Here is an 18,280-nt window from a genome sequence, read left to right as displayed (position 1 = left end):
AGGCAAAGAGAACGTCAAGTTCTCGCAAGGGTTCCGGCCCACCATGTTCAGGGGTTTTGGGATACCGATGGCCCTTATTAACCTTTTTTTCCTGAGCATTGCATTACGGACACGAACGGAGGGGTCATGGCGGGCTGGCAGATGCCTTCCCTTTTACGCCCGCGCTCGATCCAGGCGCGGACCGCCGTGATGAGCGCGGTCCTCTCCCTCGTCGTCCTCACGGTGATCGGGTTCGGCCTGGACATCGCCGTCCGCAACCGGATCCACAGCCATCTCTTCATGGAGACCCAGCGGGTGGCCACCGACTGGATCGCCTCGATGGGCCCCAACGGCATCCCCCAGCCGCCCGCGACGCGCGACGATCTCGTGCAGCTCGTCGACTCCCGCAACCGGGTGATCACGGCCAGCCGGGCGGCGAGCGGCCGGGCCCCGCTGACCTCCCCCTTCCCCACCGACCAGGACCGGCTGCAGTACCGGATCGAGTGCCCGGACGGGGGCCGCTGCGTCGTGCTCACCGCCGTACGGGTCCTGCCGGTGCAGTCCCGGCTGTTCTGGGACGGCGAGCCGCACGCCGTCTACGCGGGGAGGACCGAGCCCGCACTCCTGGCCACGCGGCGGCTGGAACTGTTCATCGCGATCGGAGTGCTGCTGATGACCGCCGGATGGACCTGGGCGAGCTGGCGCGCAGCGGGCCGCACGCTGCGCCCGGTCAAGGAGATTCGCGAGATGGTGACCGAGATCAGCGTGCGCGACCTGAGCCTGCGCGTCCCCCAGCCGCCCGGGCGCGACGAGATCGCCGAGCTCGCCCGGGCCTCCAACAGTTTCCTCGAACGCCTCGACTCCTCGGTGCGCCAGCAGCGGCACTTCGCCTCGATGGTCTCCCACGAGCTGCGGACCCCGCTCGCCGGGCTGCGTACGCAACTGGAGGAGGCCCTGCTCTACCGCGAGGAGACCGATCCGTACGAGACGATCCGGACGGCGGTGCGGACCACCGAACGGTGCCAGGCGATCATCGACGAGATGCTCACGGTCGCCCGTGTCCGCACGGCCGCGACGGCCGAGCCCGAGCCGGTCGACCTCGTGGCGCTCGTGCGGGAGGAGGCCGCCGCCCGCACGGACGGCGTGCCCGTGCACGTCGAGGTCGAGGACGAGGTGACCGTCCTCGGCAACCGGGTCCAGCTGTGCGGCGTGCTGACCAACCTGCTGGTCAACGCCCAGCGCCACGCGTGCAGCAGGGTCGACGTCACGGTCGGGCGGGCCGGGGACGAGGCGGTCGTCACCGTGCTCGACGACGGCGACGGCATCGCGCCCGAGGACCGCGAGCGGGTCTTCGAGCCGTTCGTCCGCCTCAAGGACGGGCGCCGCCGCGACCCCAAGGGCACCGGCCTCGGCCTCGCCCTGTGCCGCATCACGGCGGACGCGCACCACGGGACGCTGCGGATCGAGGACTCCCCGCGCGGCGCCCGCTTCGTCCTGCGCCTGCCGCTGCCCGCGGGCTCCGCACTCGCGGGCAGCGGGCGGTCGCTCAGCCGGTGACGCTCGGCCGGCCGTTCTCGATGTGGCCCATGAGACGGCGGTTGAAGGACGGGTCGTCCGCACAGGAGATCCGGACGTCGTACCAGCCCCTCGCCCGCCGGGCGGGCCAGGGCAGGTGCCGCCGCGCGCCCGGCCGCAGCACGACCTCCGTCTCCCTGTCGTCGTAGGCCAGCGCGCGGACGTGCAGGCGCACCTCCTGACGGCCGTTGTTGGCGATCTCGATGTCCAGCCGCAGCTCCTCGCCGTGGACGGTGCTCGACACTTCGACCCCGGCCGCGCCGCCCGCGAGCGAGCCGCCGAACTCGCGGCGGAAGCCGTTCGGACCGGTGAGCACCAGGTCGTAGTGGTCGCCCGGCACCTGGACGAGCCTGGTGGCCGAGCCGCGCACGTCCAGGTGGAGCGGCGCGGGCAGCTCCCCGGCGTACGGGTAGAGCGCGAGGTGCACGCTCTGCGTGCCGTCGTTGGCCACCGTCAGCCGCAGCGTCTTCCCACTGAGCGTGACCGAGGCGTCCGGCTGGTACGGCAGGGGCCGCGCCGGGCGCACGCCCTCCTCCTGGACCGGCATGCGCTGGTCGGCCGGCGGGGAGGGCCGCCAGCGGCCGCTGAACGCCGGGACCGGACCCGGCTGCGTGGGAGCGGGCCGGGGACCGGCCGAGGTGAAGTCGAACGCCGAGGTGAGGTCGCCCGAGACGGTGCGCCGCCAGGCGGAGACGTCGGGGAAGCGCACCCCGAGCCAGGTCTCCAGGAAGCGGACCGTGGAGGAGTGGTCGAAGATCTGCGAGCAGACGTGCCCGCCGATCGTCCACGGCGAGACCACGATCATCGGCACCCGGACGCCGAGCCCGATCGGCTTGCCCTCGTAGAACTCGTCGGCCTGCTCCGCCGGGGGCCGCGGCGGCGGCACGTGGTCGAAGAAGCCGTCGTTCTCGTCGTAGGTGATGAACAGCGCCGTCGACCGCCACACCTCGGGGTTCGAGGCGATCGCGTCGAGGATGTCGTAGGTGATCTGCGCGCTCTGGATCGGCGAGGACGCGCTGGGGTGCTCGGAGTCGGCCGCCGAAGGGACGAGGTAGCTGACCTCGGGCAGCCGCCCGGCCTCGATGTCGGCGCGGAACTCGGCGGCGAGCGTGTCGGGCCGCAGGCGGCGCAGCGCCCGGTCGTACAGCGAGCGCTCCTTGGGCGTCAGCGCCGCCACGCCCTCCTCCAGCCGCGCCAGCATCTGCTCCCGCTGCGCCTCCGGCGCCCGGAACAGCGCGGAGTAGAAGGAGTCCATGCTCAGGTAATCGCCGCGCAGCGCCTCGCGGGCGATCCTGCGGAACTCCGCGAAGAACTCGAGGTTGTTGTCCTCATAGTTGTCCCACTCCTGGTAGACCTTCCAGGATCGCCCGGCGGCCTCCAGGATCTCCCCGGCGTTCGCCCACGTGTACCCCGCGTGGGAGTCCTCGCTGTAGGCGGAGTTGTCGATCGCCCGCTTCGCCGTCCCCGGCTCGTAGCCGGTGTGCCCGCTCACGTGGTAGTTCCGGTTCGGGCTGGTGGACGACAGCACCGAGCAGAAGTAGTGGTCGCAGATCGTGAAGGTGTCGGCCAGCTCGTACTGCAGCGGGATGTCCTCACGCCGGTAGTACGTCATGGTGGCCGGGCTCTTGGCCGCGATCCAGCCGTTGTGCCAGCCGTCCGCCGCGGCCGCCTGCCCGTCGCTCCAGCCGTGCGCGAGCGCCGAGATCCACTGCAGGTCCCTGCCCACCAGGTCGGCGGCCTCGCGCACCGGGAACGGCAGCACCGGGCCCGCGCCGGCCGGCTGCTCGAACACCGGCCTGCCGTCCGGCAGCCTGACGGCGTTGCGGTCGCCGTAGCCGCGCACGCCCCGCAGCGTGCCGAAGTAGTGGTCGAACGACCGGTTCTCCTGCATGAGGAAGACGACGTGCTTGATCGCGGACAGGCCACCGCGCGGCACCGGCATGGCCATCGCCCGGTGCACCGAGGACGGCAGCAGCGACGCGGCGGCGGCGCCGGCGCCGGCGGCGAGGAATCCGCGGCGGGACAGACCCTGGGACATCGTGGTCCTTTCTCCGTGGCCACCCGAGTTCGGTGACCGTAGCGAGGCGATCCCAGTGCCTCGCGGTGGCAGGACGACGACATCCTCCGGCACGTCCGGTTAAGCGTTGGCGAACCTCCCTGCGGACGCGGGCACCGCGGCCAGGGTCACCGCGAAGTCGGCGGCGCTGTCGGTGTACCAGCGGCAGACCGCGAACCCGGCCCGGGACAGCTCGTCGAGCACGCCCTCCCTGCGGAACTTGGCGCTGATCTCCGTGCGCATCTCCTCCCCCTCGGCGAAGGCGACCGTGAGGCCGAGCGCCCGGATCGGGACCTCCATGGGCCGGGTGGCCCGCAGCCGCATCTCGATCCAGTCGTTGTCCTCGTCCCACAGCGCGACGTGCTCGAACGCCTCCGGCTCGAAGCCGGCGTCGAGCTCCCGGTTGAGCACGTGCAGCACGTTGCGGTTGAAGGCGGCCGTCACGCCTCCCGGGTCGTCGTACGCCGCGACCAGCCGTCCCCTGTCCTTCACCAGGTCGGTGCCGAGCAGCAGGGTGTCGCCCGGCCGCAGCGTGGCCCGCAGTTCCTTGAGGAACACCTCCCGGGTGGAGGGCGGGAGGTTGCCGATCGTGCCGCCCAGGAAGGCCACCAGCCGCCTGCCGGTCCTCGGCAGCAGCCCCAGGTGCTGCTCGAAGTCGGCCCGCACCGGTCGCACGTCCAGGCCGGGATAGCGCACGGCGAGCCGCTCCGCCGCGGCCTCCAGCGTGACGTCGTCCACGTCGACCGGCGTGTAGGCCCGCAGCGTGCCCGCGTTGGCCAGCGCGTCGAGCAGGAGCACGGTCTTCTCGCTGGTGCCCGAGCCCAGCTCGACGAGCGTGTCGGCGCCGCTGAGGCCCGCGACGTCGACGGCGCGGCGGCGCAGGATCTCCATCTCGCGCCGGGTGGGGTAGTACTCCGCCAGCCGCGTGATGCGGGAGAACAGCTCGCTGCCCGCGGCGTCGTAGAACCACTTGGGGGGCAGCCACTTGGGCGACGAGGTGAGCCCGGCGCGTACGTCGTTCTCCAGAGCCTGGCGCAGGTAGTCGCCGCCGAGATGGTCGGTCACGCTCATTGGTGGTCGCCTCTCAATCGATGGGTGTCACCGAAACGCCGTCAGGGGAGGCGAGCAGCAGGCTCCGGTCGGGCACGGCCCGCCAGCCCGGCCGGTCGTCCAGCGGCTCGCTCGCGACGAGCACCCCCTCCTCCAGGTGCATGAACAACGTGTCGCCCCACGCGACGGCGGCCAGGTGGGAACCTCCTGTGACGAGCAGGTTGAGCCGGGCCTGCGGGTCGCCCTCGGCGGCCGCGCGGACGACGGCGGGCAGGACGTCGGCGAGCGGCAGCCCGTCCCGCAGCCGGGTGAACACGGCCGCGGCGAGCCACGCCGAGTCGCACATGCTCTCCGCGTCGGCCGCGAGGGGCCTGACGGCCTCGCGCCTGACCCGGCCGTTGTGGCTGAGCAGCCAGGGCCCGTCGGCGAAGGGCGCGGTGGCCGTCTCCTCGATCGGCATCCCGACCGTGGCCGACCGCACCGCCGCCAGCAGGCAGGACGAGCGGGCCGCCGCGGCGAGGCCGGGCATGTTGGCGTCCGCCCAGATGGGCACCGTACGGCGGTAGCGCACGGGCCGTGACCCGCCGTCGTACCAGCCGAAGCCGAACCCGTCGGCGTTCACCGTGCCGTACTTCTGCAGGCGCGGCGCGTACGACTGGCGCAGCAGGCCGTGTTCGGGGTCGCTGATCAACGTGGTCAGGGACCGCGCCGGGCCCAGCCACGCCGCGTGGCGGCACATCCCTTCAGTCCTCCGAGCGGGCGCAGCGGAACCCGGCGAAGATCTGCCGCCGGATCGGGTAGTCCCAGTTGCGGAAGGTCGTGCGGACGGCGGAGGGATGGGTGGCCCAGGACCCGCCGCGCAGCACCCGGTAGGTCTCCCCGAAGAAGACCTTGCTGTACTCCTCGTAGGGGAAGCACCGGTAGCCGGGATAGGGCTGGAACCAGGAGTCGGTCCACTCCCACACGTCCCCGATGAGCTGCTCGACGCCGTAGGGACTCGCGCCGTCGGGGAACGCCCCTGCGGGCGCGGGCCGGGCCGCGCGGTGGCCGAGATTGGCCCAGCGCCCGAGATGGCCGGGATCCGCCTCGCCCCAGGGGTACGTGCGGCCTCCGCACGCCTTCTCCCACTCGGCCTCGGTCGGCAGGCGCTTGCCCGCCCACCGGGCGTACGCGTCGGCCTCGTACCACGAGACGTGCTGCACCGGCTCGTCCGGCGGCACGGGCTCCTCCCTGCCGAACCGGACCCGCCACCAGGTGTCGCCGTCGCGGGTCCAGAACAACGGGGCCTCCACGCCGCCGCGCTCGGCCCACTCCCAGCCCTGCGGCAGCCACCAGCGCGGGTCGCGGTAGCCGCCGTCCTCGACGAACTCCATGTACGCCCCGTTGGTCACGGGATGGCGGTCGATCCAGTAGCCCGGCAGGTACAGCCGGTGGGCCGGCCGCTCGTTGTCGTACGCCCAGGCCACGGTGTCGGTGCCCATGGTGAAGACGCCGGCGGGGATGTGGACCTCGGGCTCGGCCGCGGGCCTGCCGGGCGGCAGTTCCCCGTCGCGGACCAGGCCGGGCCGCCGGGACAGCTGGAGCGTGGCGAGCATGGTCTCGTCGTGCTGGTGCTCGTGCTGCAGCACCAGACCGAAGACGTAGCCGCCCGCCCGCAGCGGATCGGGGTCGGTCAGGTTCACCCGGTCGAGGACGTCGAGCACCCGGCCGCGCACGCCGGAGATGTACTTCCTGGCCTCGGCCGGGCCGAGCAGCGGGAGCGACGGCCTGTCCTTGCGCGGATACTTGAACGCGTCGTAGAGGGGGTCGATCTCCGGGCGCATCGGCTCGATGCCGCCTACCTCGCGCAGCACCCACAGCTCCTCGTAGTTCCCCACATGGGCGAGGTCCCAGACCAGCGGCGACATCAGGGGCGAGTGCTGGCGCACGAGCATGTCGTCGTCGGCGTCGGTGTAGGCGAGCGACCGCTCGCGTACGGCGGCGAGCTCGGCCGCGATCCGCTCCTTAAGGCCGGTCGGGCCGGCGTTGCCCAGGACGGCGTCGAGATCGGTCACGCGAACATCTCCTCCATCTGGTCGGCGGCCGGCGATCGGCCGGATTCGATGTGCCGAGAGGCGAACGCGCGGACCCGGGCGACCAGCGAGGGCTCGGCCCCGAGGCGGGGCAGGGCCTCGGCGGCGGCGCGGAAGCAGGCCGAGGCGGAGCGGCGCAGGCCGGGGTCGGCGAGACCGAGGCGGGCGGCGTCCGCCCACCGGTGGGCGACCGGCCGGGCCGCCTCCAGAGCGATCCCGGCGGCCCGGTCGTCGGTGACGAGCGCGTGGACGACGGCCACGCACACGGGCCACTCGCCGGTCCCCTGCGCGTCGAGGTAGCGCACCTCCAGCCAGCCCCGGGGCCGTACGGGCGGGAAGAGCGTGGTGGCGTGGTAGGCGAGGTCGGCCTCGCCGGGGGGCCGCCCGGCCACGCGGGTGAAGTCGCGGAACGCCGAGCCGTCGAGGACCGGCAGGAGACCGCCGGACTCCCGGACCAGCATGAGACGGGCGTCGAGGAGGTAGCGCGCCCAGTCGTCCACCGGGTCGCCGCCCCGCGCGACCGGCGCGGTCCTGCTCGGGTCGAGCCCGGCCCACACCGCCTGGCGGCCGGAGGCCCACCCTCCGGTGGGCGAGTTGGCGAAGGCCGCCACCATCACCGGGCCGATCATGTGAGCGCGTTCCCAGCGGGCCCGGGGATCCTCGCCGAAGTCCAGGTTGACCTGGATCGACGCCGTCGAGCACATCATCGTCAGGCCGTGCGGCCGCTCCAGGAAGGCGGCCATGGCCTCGTATCTGGGCTCTCGTAACTGCCGCAGGGGCGGGCGCAGGGTGTCCAGGCCGCGGCCGCCCAGCCGCAGCCCGGCCCGGGCGAGCGCGAGCCGTACGGCGTCGACGTCGGCGGTGAGCTTCGCGACGGCGGCGGGCAGGACGTCCGGCGGGGCCGACAGTTCGAGCTGCCCGCCCGGTTCGAACGTCACCCGGCTGCCGCCGGGGAGCGCGGGGAGCGCGCCCGCGATCCGGGCGATGGGGACGGGGAGCGCGGGGTTGTCCGCGTCGAAGACCAGGAACTCCAGCTCGACGCCCAACCGGTCGGAGGTGACCCCGCGGAAGCAGTCCCGCGCGTACCTCTGCACGTCGGTCATTCGCCCCCCATCGGACCGATGTTTACGCGCCTCGGTCGTGCCGAGTCAACTTTCCCCGTAATCTCCCCTCTCAACCTGAAAAACACTGAAACAGTGCGTTAACACAGGTCACGGGGCGGAGGTCGCCCACTCCTCGTTGCGCATGCGGATCATGGAGACGCCGACGATTCCGAAGACGACCAGCAGGATGACCGGGCCGCCGAGGCCGAGCACGAGGTTCCACGCGCTCGCGCCGAACAGCCAGACAAGGATGCCGACGAGCACGCCGGCCGGGAACCACCACCCGGCCCGGCCTCCCCAGGCGTACGCGACGGCCACGAGCACGAGGCCGAGGAACGACCCGATCATGCCGGGCATCTGCCAGGCGATGATCATCGCGGGCTGAGCCGCGTCCTGCATGAGCTTCTCCGCCTGGTCCGCCGGCAGCATCTGGAACGCCACGACGTCGAAGAAGTCCGAGATCATCAGCGCCGAGAAGTTGACGAGGCCGAGAACCGTGATCACGCCCGCGATGTTGGCGAGCACCACGCCTTTCTTGCGTACGAGGTGGACGAGGCCGATCACGCCGGGCACCCACAGGACCCACGCGTAGTGGAGGAGCGTCGCACTGACGCCCACGGCGCCCGGGTTGTGCGCGTACGCGAGGGGATCGTCGACCCCGGGCTCGGACGGATCGGCGGCCATGCCGAGGAGCAGGCAGAGCGGGGCGAGGATGAGGCTCGTGCCCGCCGCGACGCGGCGGAAGGTGTTCGCGTTGGTAAGCATGCGCAGGACCGTACGGAGCGGTCCCCCGCGGCGTCGTCAAAGCACACATTGACGCCGTCTCCGCCTCCAGGCGGATTTGTGGAACGGTGCATTCAGGACGACCGTTACTCCCTGCACCATTACTCCCTGCACCGTTACCCTCTGCGTCATGCTCCACCGCCGTCCCCCCACTCTCGTCGACTGGCTCGTCGCGGTGGTCGTGGGCCTGTTCGCGATCGCCGAGGAGGTCGGCGGGCGGTCGACGGGCCCGGTCCGCGACCATCTCCCCCTGTGGATCGCCGGGGGGATCGCCGCCGCCGTCGCGGTGCTGTTCCGGCGCCGCGCCCCGTTCGCGATCCTGTTCGTCTACTGCGCCGTCACCGTCCCGCTGCTCATCCTGGAGTCCCAGACCGCGTCGGCCTGGCAGTTCTACACCGAGCTCGTGCTGCTGTTCACCCTCCTGTCGGAGGTGCGGCCGCGCAGCGTGCGGGCCGCCGTCGGCCTGGCGGCGAGCTGCGCGTACGTCGCCGCGATGATGTCCACCTCGTCTCCTCAGGCGGGGTGGGGCGACGTCGCCGTGGCCGTGGTGATGTCGGCGATCGCGGCCGGAGCCGGCCTGGCGGTGCGCCGTCACCGCGTGCTCGCCGTCCAGGCGGCGGAACGCGGCGAGTTGCTGGCCCGCGAGGCCGTGGCGGAGGAACGCGCCCGCATCGCCCGCGAACTGCACGACATCGTCGCCCACAGCGTCAGCGTGATGACCATGCAGACCGGCGGCGTACGGCTCATGCTGCGCGAAGACCAGGAGCGTGAGCGGCAGGTGCTCGCGTCGATCGAGGAGACGGGCCGGGGCGCCGTGGACGAGCTGCGCCGGATGCTCGGCCTGCTGCGCGGGCCACAGGCCGACGCGGGCCCGCAGTCCGGCCTCGACCGGCTGGACGACCTGCTCGACCAGGTCAGGGCCGCGGGGCTCGACGTGACCCTGGAGGTGCGCGGAGACCCGGTGCCGCTGCCCGCCGGGCTCGACCTGTCGGCCTACCGCATCGTGCAGGAGGCGCTGACCAACGCGCTCAAGCACGCCGGCCCGACCCGGGCGACGGTCACCGTGGACCACCGCCCCGGGGAGCTCCACCTGGAGATCGTCGACCTGGGTCCGGGCCAGGGCCGGGCGCGGACGCGGGCACGCGGCGCCGGGCGGGAAGGCGGCCACGGGCTGATCGGCATGCGGGAGCGGGCCGCGCTGTTCCACGGCACGCTCACCGCGGGGCCGCTCGCCTCGGGCGGGTTCGGCGTCCGGGCGGTGCTGCCCCTGTGAAAGACACTGCGAAAGACGCTGTGAACGAGCGTGTGATCGGGATTCTGATCGCCGACGACCAGGCGATGATCCGGGCCGGGCTGCGGCTGGTGATCGGCACCCAGCAGGACCTCGCCGTGCTGGGCGAGGCGTCCGACGGCGAGCGCGCCGTCGAGCTGGCCCGGAGCCTGCGGCCCGACGTCGTGCTGCTCGACATCGCGATGCCGCGGCTCGACGGCCTGGAGGCGGCCCGGCGGATCCTGTCCGCGCCCGAGCCGCCACGCGTGATCATGCTGACGACCTACGACACCGACGAGAACCTCGACCGGGCGCTGCACACCGGGGTCAGCGGCTTCCTGCTGAAGGTCTCGCCGCCCGAGCACCTGTTCGCCGCGATCCGCAGCGCCGCCCGGGGAGAGGTGCTGCTCGACCCCGCCGTCACGGGCCGGGTCGTCGACGCCTACCGCCGCGCGCAGCCCGCCGCGCCGCCGCCGGAGACCGGACTCACCCCGCGGGAGGAGCAGGTGCTGCGCCTGGTGGCGCGGGGGCTGTCGAACGGCGAGATCGCCTGCACGCTGTCGATCAGCGAGGCGACGGTGAGCACGCACATGAACCGCCTGCTGGCCAAGCTCGGTCTGCGCGACCGGGCCCAGGCCGTCCGGTACGCCTACGAGTCGGGCGTCGTCCGCCCAGGTGATGGCGCGTCGTAAGCCGGTAGCGTAGGTGCACATGACAGCTATCGACTCCACCACCTCGGGTGCGTACGGCATCGGCCTCGCCACGATCGCCGCGGACGGCACCGTGCTGGACACCTGGTTCCCCTTCCCGGCGCTGGGCGAGCCCCCGGCCGTGGGCACCGAGCCGATCGCGGGCGAGGACCTCGGCGAGGGCATGGCGGAGCTGGTCGGCCCCGACCCCGCCCGGGGCGTCGAGGTCGTGGCCGTGCGCACCGGCATCGCCGACCTGTCGGCTCCGCCCGCCGACGCGCACGACGTGTACCTGCGCCTGCACCTGCTGTCGCACCGCCTGGTCCGGCCGCGCGCGCTCAACCTCGACGGGATCTTCAGGCTGCTGGCCAACGTCGTGTGGACCAACCACGGCCCGTGCAAGGTGGAGGGGTTCGAGGAGGTGCGGCTCCGCCTGCGGGCCCGGGGCCCGGTGACCGTGTACGGCGTGGACAAGTTCCCCCGGATGGTCGACTACGTGCTGCCGGCCGGGGTGCGGGTCGCCGACGCCGACCGCGTACGGCTCGGCGCGCACCTGGCGAGCGGCACCACCGTCATGCACGAGGGCTTCGTCAACTACAACGCCGGCACGCTCGGCGCATCCATGGTGGAGGGCCGCATCTCGGCGGGGGTCGTCGTGGGCGACGGATCCGACGTGGGCGGCGGGGCCTCGATCATGGGGACGCTGTCCGGCGGCGGCAAGGAGGTCATCTCGATCGGCGAGCGCTGCCTGCTCGGGGCGAACTCCGGCATCGGCATCTCGCTCGGCGACGACTGCGTGGTGGAGGCCGGGCTGTACGTCACGGCGGGCACCAAGGTCACGCTGCCCGACGGGACGGTCGCGAAGGCGAGGGAGCTGTCGGGCAAGTCGGGCCTGCTGCTGCGCCGCAACTCGACGTCCGGAGCGGTCGAGGCGGTGTCCCGCGACAGCAGGGGCATCGAGCTCAACGCGGCGCTGCACGCCAACGACTGACGCCCGAGCGGGCCCCCTCCCCCACCCTGAGATGACCCTGAGTCTGCCCTGAACTTGGCCTTCGGCCCTGGGAACGGCGGGAGGGCGGCCCGTACGGTGAAGGCATGGGACGCATTCTCCTCATCGCCGCAGCCGTAATCGTCGGGTTCTTCCTTCTCGGTTCCGTCATCGGGCTCATCTTCGGCGCGCTGAAGTGGGTTCTGATCATCGGCGCGATCGCGCTGATCGTGTCGGTCGTGCTCAAGCTGACCCGGAGCAGCAGGTCGAACCACTACTCCTGACCGGCTCCATGGCCGGAAACAGGACCGGGAAAAAGGGGCGGGCCCCGCCGCAGTGCGACGGGGCCCGCTTTCTTGTGCGCCTGCGCGCCTCGTGTTACGAGAGCGGCGGGTAGGCGTTCTGCATGAGCTGCTGGAACTGCGCGGAGAACCAGTGGCCCGAGACCGGGGCGTTCGGCAGAGCACCGGACATGTTGTTGCCGTTCAGGCTGTTACCGGTGTAGGTCGGGTCACACATCCGGTCGAAGCCCTTGCCCTCGTCGTTGTCGATCGCCGAGCTGGAACCGTCGGACTCACCCGGCGGCTTGATCCAGACGTAGGCGTCGAAACCGGCGGCGGGGTTCGCCTTCGGCCGCTCACCCATGCCGGCGCCGGACTGGTTGCACCAGTTGCCGGCGTGGATCCGGCGGTCGACGCGCGACTCGTTGACGAAGGTGTCCACGTTGGTGGACGTGCTCGCCTTGGTCGGACGGGCCGAGCCACCCCAGCCGTTGCGCGAGGTGTCGACCAGCATGCCGATGGTGTTCGGGAAGCCCTTCGAAATCAGGGCGTTGCGGAGACCGGTCGCGAAGGACGACTCGTCCACGTACCAGTTCCAGTCGACCCAGTGGGACTGGCGCACCGACTGGCCGTTCACCGTGGTGTTGATGTTGAAGTACGGCTCGGTCAGCGCGGCGAAGTTGGCGGTGTTCACGATGAAGCCGTCAATGCTCTTCACGCCCGCGGTGGTGCCGGTGGCGACCTGGTAGAAGAGGTTCACCATCGGCTGGAAGTTGGTGTCCCAGCCGAGCCAGGCGTGGTGCGCCGCGTCCACGTAGGTGTACACGTTCGAGATCGCGTGCAGCTTGTTCAGCGCGTACTGCACGCCCTGGACGTAGGCGCCCGAGGACTGGGCCTCCTGGCACGCCTGGAAGTTGTTGACGTTGGTGATCAGGTTCGGCAGCGAGTCGGGCTCGATGATCGTCACGATGCGGAGGTTCGAGTACTTCGAGTCCGCCATGATCCCGGCGATCACGTCGATGTACTCGCTCTTGTACCGCGCGAGGCCGTTCTGCGCGATCTTCAGCTCACCGTTGGAGGCGAGCGCCGAGCAGTCGCGGTTCGGCAGGTCGTAGATGACGACCTGGACCGTGAGAGGCGCGCTGCCGTTGGCCGCGTCCTGCCTGACCGCCTCATCGAGGTGGTCGCGCAGGCCCATGCTGTTGTTGCCGGCCGAGCCGGAGCTGATCGCGGCGATGCGGTCCAGCCAGATCGCCGTGGAGATGTTGGCCACCCGCGAACCGCCCGGCTCGGACTTCGCGCTGGCCGACCAGTCCGGGTTCACGTAGCCCGTCGCACCGTCGTACGGGTTGTCCACGTGGGTCCCGGGCGGCGGCGGCGAGGACGACGGTGAAGCAGACGGCGACGGGGACGCCGACGGGGACGCCGACGGGGAGACCCGGGGAGAGGGCGAGGCCGACGGGGAGACCCGCGGGGAGGGCGAGGCCGAGGGCGAGACGGAGGGCGAGACGGACGGCGACGGCGACGGCGACTGCGGGGTGCCGTTGCAGGACACACCGTTGATCTTGAAGTCGGTCGGCGCCGGGTTGCTTCCCGACCAGGACCCGTTGAAGCCGATGCTCGTCGAGCCGCCGGTGGACAGGGACTTGTTCCAGTCCAGGGCGGTCGCGGTCACGTTGCTGCCCGACTGGCTCCAGTTGGCCGACCAGCCCTGGCTGACCTTCTGGCTGCTGTTCGGGAAGGTGAACGTGAGCGTCCAGCCGTTGAGGGCGTCGCCCAGGTTCTGAATGGTCAGGTTGGCGGACATGCCGCCCTGCCACTCGCTGGCGGTGTAGTTGACTTTGCACGAGACCGCGGCACTCGCCGAGGTGGCGGTGGCGACGGCCGCCGTGGAACCGAGCGCGAGCACGGCCGCCGCGACCAGGCCGCGGCGCACCGTGGAGCTCACGGCTCCCGGTCGGGGGGTGGATCTCATTGGGAAGGTCCTCCTGGCGATGAATTCTGCGCTTGGGAGCGCTCCCACGAACCATAGGCACCACCTCCGGCGCCGTACAGGGACCCGTCAAGGGCGGGAGCGCGGCGAAGTCGCGGCCCGGCGTTCACCCCGCGTCCGAGCAGGGATTCCGTCGCCCCGTTACGCCTGAAGTCACCTGCGTGTTTCGTGAAAGTTTCACCCATTCATCCGCGAAACGCGTGGCCAGGGGCCGGATGTCCCGTCCAGACCGCCCAACGAACGCACGCGGAGACCCGGCCGACGAGCGACGCGGGGAACGACGCGGGGGACACAGCGCCACCTGCTCACGGGGGGAACCGGCCCGGCGGGTAGCATCCGTGAGTCACACATATCGCGAATGGGGATCGTCATGACCGTCAAAGTGACCGTCACCGGCGCGGCCGGCCAGATCGGTTACGCGCTGCTCTTCCGCGTCGCCTCGGGCCAGCTCCTCGGGGCGGACACCCCGGTGAAGCTGAGCCTTCTGGAGATCCCGCAGGCCGTCAAGGCGGCCGAGGGCACCGCGATGGAGCTCGACGACTGCGCGTTCCCGCTGCTGCGGGGCATCGAGATCTCCGACGACCCGGCAAAGGCCTTCGACGGCGCCAACGTCGCGCTGCTCGTCGGCGCCCGCCCGCGTACGAAGGGCATGGAGCGCGGCGACCTCCTCGAGGCCAACGGCGGCATCTTCGGCCCGCAGGGCAAGGCCATCAACGACCACGCGGCCGACGACATCCGTGTGCTCGTCGTGGGCAACCCCGCCAACACCAACGCGCTCATCGCGCAGTCCGCGGCTCCCGACGTGCCGGCCGAGCGGTTCACCGCGATGACCCGTCTCGACCACAACCGCGCGCTCTCGCAGCTCGCGGCCAAGCTGAACGTCCCGGTGGCCGAGATCAAGAAGATGACGATCTGGGGCAACCACTCCGCCACGCAGTACCCGGACCTCTTCCACGCCGAGGTCGGCGGCAAGATCGCGGCCGAGCAGGTCGAGCAGGAGTGGCTGCGCGACACCTTCATCCCGACCGTCGCCAAGCGCGGCGCCGCCATCATCGAGGCGCGCGGCGCGTCCTCGGCGGCGTCCGCGGCCAACGCGGCGATCGACCACGTGTACGACTGGGTGAACGGCACGCCCGAGGGCGACTGGACCTCGGCCGCCATCCCGTCCGACGGCTCCTACGGTGTGCCGGAGGGCCTGATCTCGTCCTTCCCGGTGGTGTCCAGGAACGGCCGCTGGGAGATCGTCCAGGGCCTGGAGATCGACGCGTTCTCCCGCGAGCGGATCGACGCCTCGGTCGGCGAGCTGGTCGAGGAGCGCGACGCCGTGCGGGCTCTCGGTCTCATCTGACGATCGCGCACACGAGGGGCGGGCCCGCACGGGCCCGCCCCTCGTGTCGTCCCGGGCCTCCCGTGCGGTACGGCTCCGCCTGCCTGGGCAGTTGACGGGCATGGACGGGATGTACGACGTGGTGGTGCTCGGCCTGGGTCCCGGTGGGGAGGACGTCGCGGGACGGCTGGCGGAGGCCGGCCTCAGCGTCGCCGGCGTGGAGGCCGGCCTGATCGGGGGCGAGTGCGCCTACTGGGGCTGCGTCCCCTCCAAGATGATGGTGCGCGCCGCGGGACTGCTGGCCGAGGCGCGGCGGGTGCCCGGCATGGCCGGCTCTGTCCGGGTCTCCCCCAAGTGGGCCCCGGTGAGCGACCGGATCAGCGGCGAGGCCACCGACGGCTGGAGCGACGACGCCAGGGTGGAGCATTTCGAGAGCGCGGGCGTCCACCTCGTCCGCGGCCGCGGCCGGATCACCGGGCCGCGGGAGGTGACCGTGGACGGCCGGGTGCTGCGGGCGCGGCGCGGGATCGTCCTCGCCACCGGCACCAGCCCCGCCGTCCCCCCGATCGAGGGCCTGGAGGGCACGCCGTACTGGACGAACCGGGACGCCGTCGCGGCCCGGCACGTGCCCGAGTCGCTGATCGTGCTCGGCGGCGGGGCGGTCGGCTGCGAACTCGCCCAGGTGTTCGCCCGGTTCGGCACGCGGGTGTCGGTCGTGGAGGCCGCCGACCGCCTGCTGGCGCAGGAGGAGCCCGAGGCCGGCGTGCTGCTGGCCCGGGTGTTCGCCGGGGAGGGCCTCGCGACGCGCACCGGAGTCGCGGCCGACCGGGTGCGGCACGACGAGGGCGGCTTCACGCTCACGCTCGAGGACGGCCGGACCCTCCGCGCCGCGCGGCTGCTGGTCGCCACCGGGCGCAGGACCGACCTGGCCGCGATCGGCGCCGGCGACGCCGGCCTCGACGAGAGCGCCCGGTTCGTCACCGTGGACGGGCGGATGCGGGCCGCCGACGGCGTGTGGGCGGTGGGCGACGTGACCGGCCGGGGAGCGTACACGCACGTCGCCGTCTACCAGGGCAGGATCGCGGCCCGCGACATCCTCGGCGAGGGCGGCCCGCCGGCCGACTACCGGGCGGTGCCCCGGGTCACGTTCACCGACCCCGAGGTGGCCTCGGTCGGCCTGACGGAGCGGGAGGCCCGGGAGGCCGGGCTCGACGTGCGGGTGGGCTTCGCCTCCGTCAGCGAGTCGGCCCGTGGCTGGATCCACGGGGCCGGGCACGAGGGCTTCGTCAAGCTGGTGGAGGACGCGCGGCGCGGTGTGCTCGTCGGCGCCACCAGCGTCGGGCCGGCCGGCGGGGAGGTGCTCGGCGCACTGGTGGTGGCCGTGCAGAACGAGATCCCCACGACGCGGCTGCGGCACATGATGTACGCCTACCCGACCTTCCACCGGGCCATCGAGGACGCGCTCGAGACGCTCGACGGCCAGGCGTACGCAACCCACTTGTGACGAACCGGTGAGGGCCGGGGCGGGTCCAATGCATGACCTCCCAGGAAGGAGACAGTCATGCGGCACCCCTCCCTGCCCATCACATGGAAGCCCATCACATCGGGGCTGATCGGCCTCGCCCTGTCCGCGCTCACGATCTCCGCGGCGGCCGTGCCGGCCGAGGCCCGGACCGCACCGCCCATGCGGCACTCCGCGCACCACTCGATCCGGTACGCCTCGCTGGACGCCTGCCCGGACAAGAACGTCGGCTCCATCCCCTGCCACACCTGGCGGCTGGACCTGCTCGACGGCGGCCGGGTGCCGCTGAAGGACGCGATGGTGTGGCCGCTGAACGACAAGGGCAAGCCGAACAAGCAGATGCAGGCCCCGCTCTCGGTCAGCGGCGACGGCGAGTCGGTGGCCTACTTCCGCACCTCCGACCACCGCCTGGTGGTGCGCGAGTTCCAGGGCCGGGTGCACGTCATGCCGGAGAAGGTCCTCCCGCGCGGCGTCGGCATGGACGACTCCTGGGTGCGGCTCTCCCAGGACGGCGCCCGCCTGGTCCTCGGCTACACCGTGAAGGACGGCAGCTACCGGGCCCGGATCTTCGACGTCGCCGGGGCCAGGGAGACCGGCGCGCTCCCGGCGTTCGGCATGTTCAGCGGTTTCAGCGGCGACGGCTCAGCCGTTCTCGTGCAGCAGGACACCGACGAGAACACCACCGGCCTGGCCGTCTACGACACCGGAGGCGGCGAGCTGGCCCGCGTCGTGCCGCCCCAGATCGTGGCCGGCAACGTCCCGTGGGCGCTGTCCTCCGACGACCGCACGGTCGCGTTCGTCACCGGGAGCGGCACGAAGGCGCGGCTGCGCTTCTACGACGCCACGACCGACCGCACGGGGGGCTCGGTCCGCTTCTCGCTGCCGTCGGACGCCACGGTCGAGATGATCGACTGGACCGGTGAGCACGAGGTCACCCTCCACCTCATCCGCTCGGGGGCGGTCGACCGCGTGACCATCCTCAGGGTCGACACCCAGACGGGCAGGACCCGGGTGCGCGACTCCTACAAGGTCAGGGCCGGCACCTACACCTACCAGAGCTGCGGCGGCTGATCCCGCCGCCGACACGGACATGGCCACCAGCGCCGCCACCTCGGAGACGACGGTCAGGCGCTGGGTGAGCCCGGCCGGCACCGTGCCGGGGTCGAGGTGCAGCATCCGGAAGGCGTACGGCAGGACCACGAGGAGCAGCGAGCCCAGCGCGACGGCGCACAGCACCCGCACCAGGCGCGAACGGGTGGCCCGGGCGACCAGCAGCCCGGCCACCGGCAGGCTGACGAAGGCGGCGAAGGCCGCATAGCGGTGAATGCCGCCGGACAGCGACAGCGACAGCCCCGGCCGGTCGGTCGGGAACCCGGCCACCAGCAGCAGGCAGGCGCTCCACACGCCCACCAGCAGCGCCGCGCGCCGGTCCAGCCGCGCCAGCCGTACGGCGAGCACGGCCGAGCCCAGGGCGATCGACGTCAGCGAGACCGGCAGCAGCCACCCGTGCGACGCGAAGACGTACTCGCTGATCATCGCCGTGAGCGGGTCGAGCCCCGCCACCAGGTGTAACGCGAACATCGCGACGGCGC

General features: G+C 72.1%; 15 protein-coding genes and 1 pseudogene. 8 read left to right on the top strand and 8 right to left on the bottom strand.

All coding sequences use genetic code 11. From position 1 onward, the window contains the following. Positions 1–126: 126 nt before the first annotated feature. Positions 127–1,536 carry a HAMP domain-containing sensor histidine kinase gene (locus tag ABZ860_RS11105; protein WP_357218211.1) on the top strand — a complete coding sequence of 470 codons (1,410 nt, stop codon included), beginning with the start codon at positions 127–129 and terminating at the stop codon, positions 1,534–1,536. Here the strand turns inward: ABZ860_RS11105 and ABZ860_RS11100 are convergent. From ABZ860_RS11100 to ABZ860_RS11075, 6 genes are all read right to left on the bottom strand, one after another. Continuing rightward, on the bottom strand, positions 1,526–3,592 hold the full coding sequence (locus ABZ860_RS11100; RefSeq protein ID WP_357218208.1) for a phosphocholine-specific phospholipase C: 2,067 nt from the start codon (positions 3,590–3,592) through the stop codon (positions 1,526–1,528). The two genes, ABZ860_RS11105 and ABZ860_RS11100, sit on opposite strands and share 11 nt — an antisense overlap. A 99-nt stretch (positions 3,593–3,691) precedes the next feature. Then, positions 3,692–4,681, bottom strand: a complete 990-nt coding sequence (gene egtD, locus ABZ860_RS11095; RefSeq protein ID WP_357218205.1) for an L-histidine N(alpha)-methyltransferase — start codon at positions 4,679–4,681, stop codon at positions 3,692–3,694. Positions 4,682–4,694: 13 nt separating this feature from the next. Next, a complete protein-coding gene (egtC, locus tag ABZ860_RS11090) occupies positions 4,695–5,399 on the bottom strand; it encodes an ergothioneine biosynthesis protein EgtC (protein ID WP_357218202.1) in 705 nt (234 codons plus the stop codon). Positions 5,400–5,403: 4 nt separating this feature from the next. Then, positions 5,404–6,714: an ergothioneine biosynthesis protein EgtB gene (gene egtB / locus ABZ860_RS11085; RefSeq protein WP_357218199.1), complete on the bottom strand. Its 1,311-nt coding sequence runs from the start codon at positions 6,712–6,714 to the stop codon at positions 5,404–5,406. After that, positions 6,711–7,835 (bottom strand): ergothioneine biosynthesis glutamate--cysteine ligase EgtA, encoded by a 1,125-nt coding sequence (gene egtA / locus ABZ860_RS11080; RefSeq protein WP_357218197.1) that lies wholly within the window; start codon positions 7,833–7,835, stop codon positions 6,711–6,713. The genes egtB and egtA overlap by 4 nt, the downstream gene beginning before the upstream one ends. Before the next feature lie 108 nt (positions 7,836–7,943). Then, entirely contained in the window at positions 7,944–8,600 is a 657-nt protein-coding gene (locus ABZ860_RS11075; RefSeq protein WP_357218195.1) for a hypothetical protein, read from the bottom strand. Between the two features lie 148 nt (positions 8,601–8,748). Here ABZ860_RS11075 and ABZ860_RS11070 point away from each other — a divergent pair, with 148 nt between their 5' ends. The 4 genes from ABZ860_RS11070 to ABZ860_RS11055 all read left to right on the top strand — a co-directional run bounded on the left by ABZ860_RS11070 (position 8,749) and on the right by ABZ860_RS11055 (position 11,849). Further along, the gene (locus ABZ860_RS11070) at positions 8,749–9,891 is read left to right on the top strand and encodes a sensor histidine kinase (RefSeq protein WP_357218192.1); all 1,143 of its coding nucleotides are present in this window, start codon (positions 8,749–8,751) and stop codon (positions 9,889–9,891) included. A 32-nt stretch (positions 9,892–9,923) separates the two neighbouring features. Next, complete coding sequence (locus ABZ860_RS11065) at positions 9,924–10,580, top strand: response regulator transcription factor (protein WP_357218190.1); 657 nt, start codon at positions 9,924–9,926, stop codon at positions 10,578–10,580. 19 nt (positions 10,581–10,599) lie between these two features. After that, on the top strand, positions 10,600–11,568 hold the full coding sequence (dapD, locus tag ABZ860_RS11060; RefSeq protein ID WP_357218187.1) for a 2,3,4,5-tetrahydropyridine-2,6-dicarboxylate N-succinyltransferase: 969 nt from the start codon (positions 10,600–10,602) through the stop codon (positions 11,566–11,568). A 104-nt stretch (positions 11,569–11,672) separates the two neighbouring features. Further along, complete coding sequence (locus ABZ860_RS11055) at positions 11,673–11,849, top strand: hypothetical protein (protein ID WP_156081201.1); 177 nt, start codon at positions 11,673–11,675, stop codon at positions 11,847–11,849. Positions 11,850–11,943: 94 nt separating this feature from the next. Here the strand turns inward: ABZ860_RS11055 and ABZ860_RS11050 are convergent, their stop codons facing one another. After that, complete coding sequence (locus ABZ860_RS11050) at positions 11,944–13,794, bottom strand: glycoside hydrolase family 6 protein (protein WP_357218185.1); 1,851 nt, start codon at positions 13,792–13,794, stop codon at positions 11,944–11,946. A 415-nt stretch (positions 13,795–14,209) separates the two neighbouring features. On the opposite strand from ABZ860_RS11050, the gene ABZ860_RS11045 reads away from it, so the two are divergent. The 3 genes from ABZ860_RS11045 to ABZ860_RS11035 all read left to right on the top strand — a co-directional run bounded on the left by ABZ860_RS11045 (position 14,210) and on the right by ABZ860_RS11035 (position 17,759). Then, positions 14,210–15,187, top strand: a complete 978-nt coding sequence (locus ABZ860_RS11045; RefSeq protein WP_357218183.1) for a malate dehydrogenase — start codon at positions 14,210–14,212, stop codon at positions 15,185–15,187. Positions 15,188–15,287: 100 nt separating this feature from the next. Continuing rightward, positions 15,288–16,670: an NAD(P)/FAD-dependent oxidoreductase gene (locus ABZ860_RS11040; RefSeq protein ID WP_357218180.1), complete on the top strand. Its 1,383-nt coding sequence runs from the start codon at positions 15,288–15,290 to the stop codon at positions 16,668–16,670. A 57-nt stretch (positions 16,671–16,727) separates the two neighbouring features. Then, a complete protein-coding gene (locus ABZ860_RS11035; RefSeq protein ID WP_357218177.1) occupies positions 16,728–17,759 on the top strand; it encodes a hypothetical protein in 1,032 nt (343 codons plus the stop codon). Between the two features lie 72 nt (positions 17,760–17,831). Here the strand turns inward: ABZ860_RS11035 and ABZ860_RS11030 are convergent. Next, positions 17,832–18,224 (bottom strand): annotated as a pseudogene (locus ABZ860_RS11030) (DUF998 domain-containing protein); the annotation flags it as partial. Positions 18,225–18,280 lie beyond the last annotated feature (56 nt).

This window comes from Microbispora sp. NPDC046973, assembly GCF_040644495.1.
In the GTDB taxonomy this organism is placed as follows: Bacteria; Actinomycetota; Actinomycetes; order Streptosporangiales; family Streptosporangiaceae; genus Microbispora.
This window is presented reverse-complemented; position numbering and strand designations above follow the sequence as displayed.

Bases quoted from the DNA above. Each gene is read 5' to 3' on its own strand.
- ABZ860_RS11105 (WP_357218211.1), top strand. From the start codon at position 127: ATGGCGGGCTGGCAGATGCCTTCCCTTTTACGCCCGCGCTCGATCCAG.
- ABZ860_RS11100 (WP_357218208.1), bottom strand. From the start codon at position 3,592: ATGTCCCAGGGTCTGTCCCGCCGCGGATTCCTCGCCGCCGGCGCCGGC.
- egtD (WP_357218205.1), bottom strand. From the start codon at position 4,681: ATGAGCGTGACCGACCATCTCGGCGGCGACTACCTGCGCCAGGCTCTG.
- egtC (WP_357218202.1), bottom strand. From the start codon at position 5,399: ATGTGCCGCCACGCGGCGTGGCTGGGCCCGGCGCGGTCCCTGACCACG.
- egtA (WP_357218197.1), bottom strand. From the start codon at position 7,835: ATGACCGACGTGCAGAGGTACGCGCGGGACTGCTTCCGCGGGGTCACC.
- ABZ860_RS11075 (WP_357218195.1), bottom strand. From the start codon at position 8,600: ATGCTTACCAACGCGAACACCTTCCGCCGCGTCGCGGCGGGCACGAGC.
- ABZ860_RS11070 (WP_357218192.1), top strand. From the start codon at position 8,749: ATGCTCCACCGCCGTCCCCCCACTCTCGTCGACTGGCTCGTCGCGGTG.
- dapD (WP_357218187.1), top strand. From the start codon at position 10,600: ATGACAGCTATCGACTCCACCACCTCGGGTGCGTACGGCATCGGCCTC.
- ABZ860_RS11055 (WP_156081201.1), top strand. From the start codon at position 11,673: ATGGGACGCATTCTCCTCATCGCCGCAGCCGTAATCGTCGGGTTCTTC.
- ABZ860_RS11045 (WP_357218183.1), top strand. From the start codon at position 14,210: ATGACCGTCAAAGTGACCGTCACCGGCGCGGCCGGCCAGATCGGTTAC.
- ABZ860_RS11040 (WP_357218180.1), top strand. From the start codon at position 15,288: ATGGACGGGATGTACGACGTGGTGGTGCTCGGCCTGGGTCCCGGTGGG.
- ABZ860_RS11035 (WP_357218177.1), top strand. From the start codon at position 16,728: ATGCGGCACCCCTCCCTGCCCATCACATGGAAGCCCATCACATCGGGG.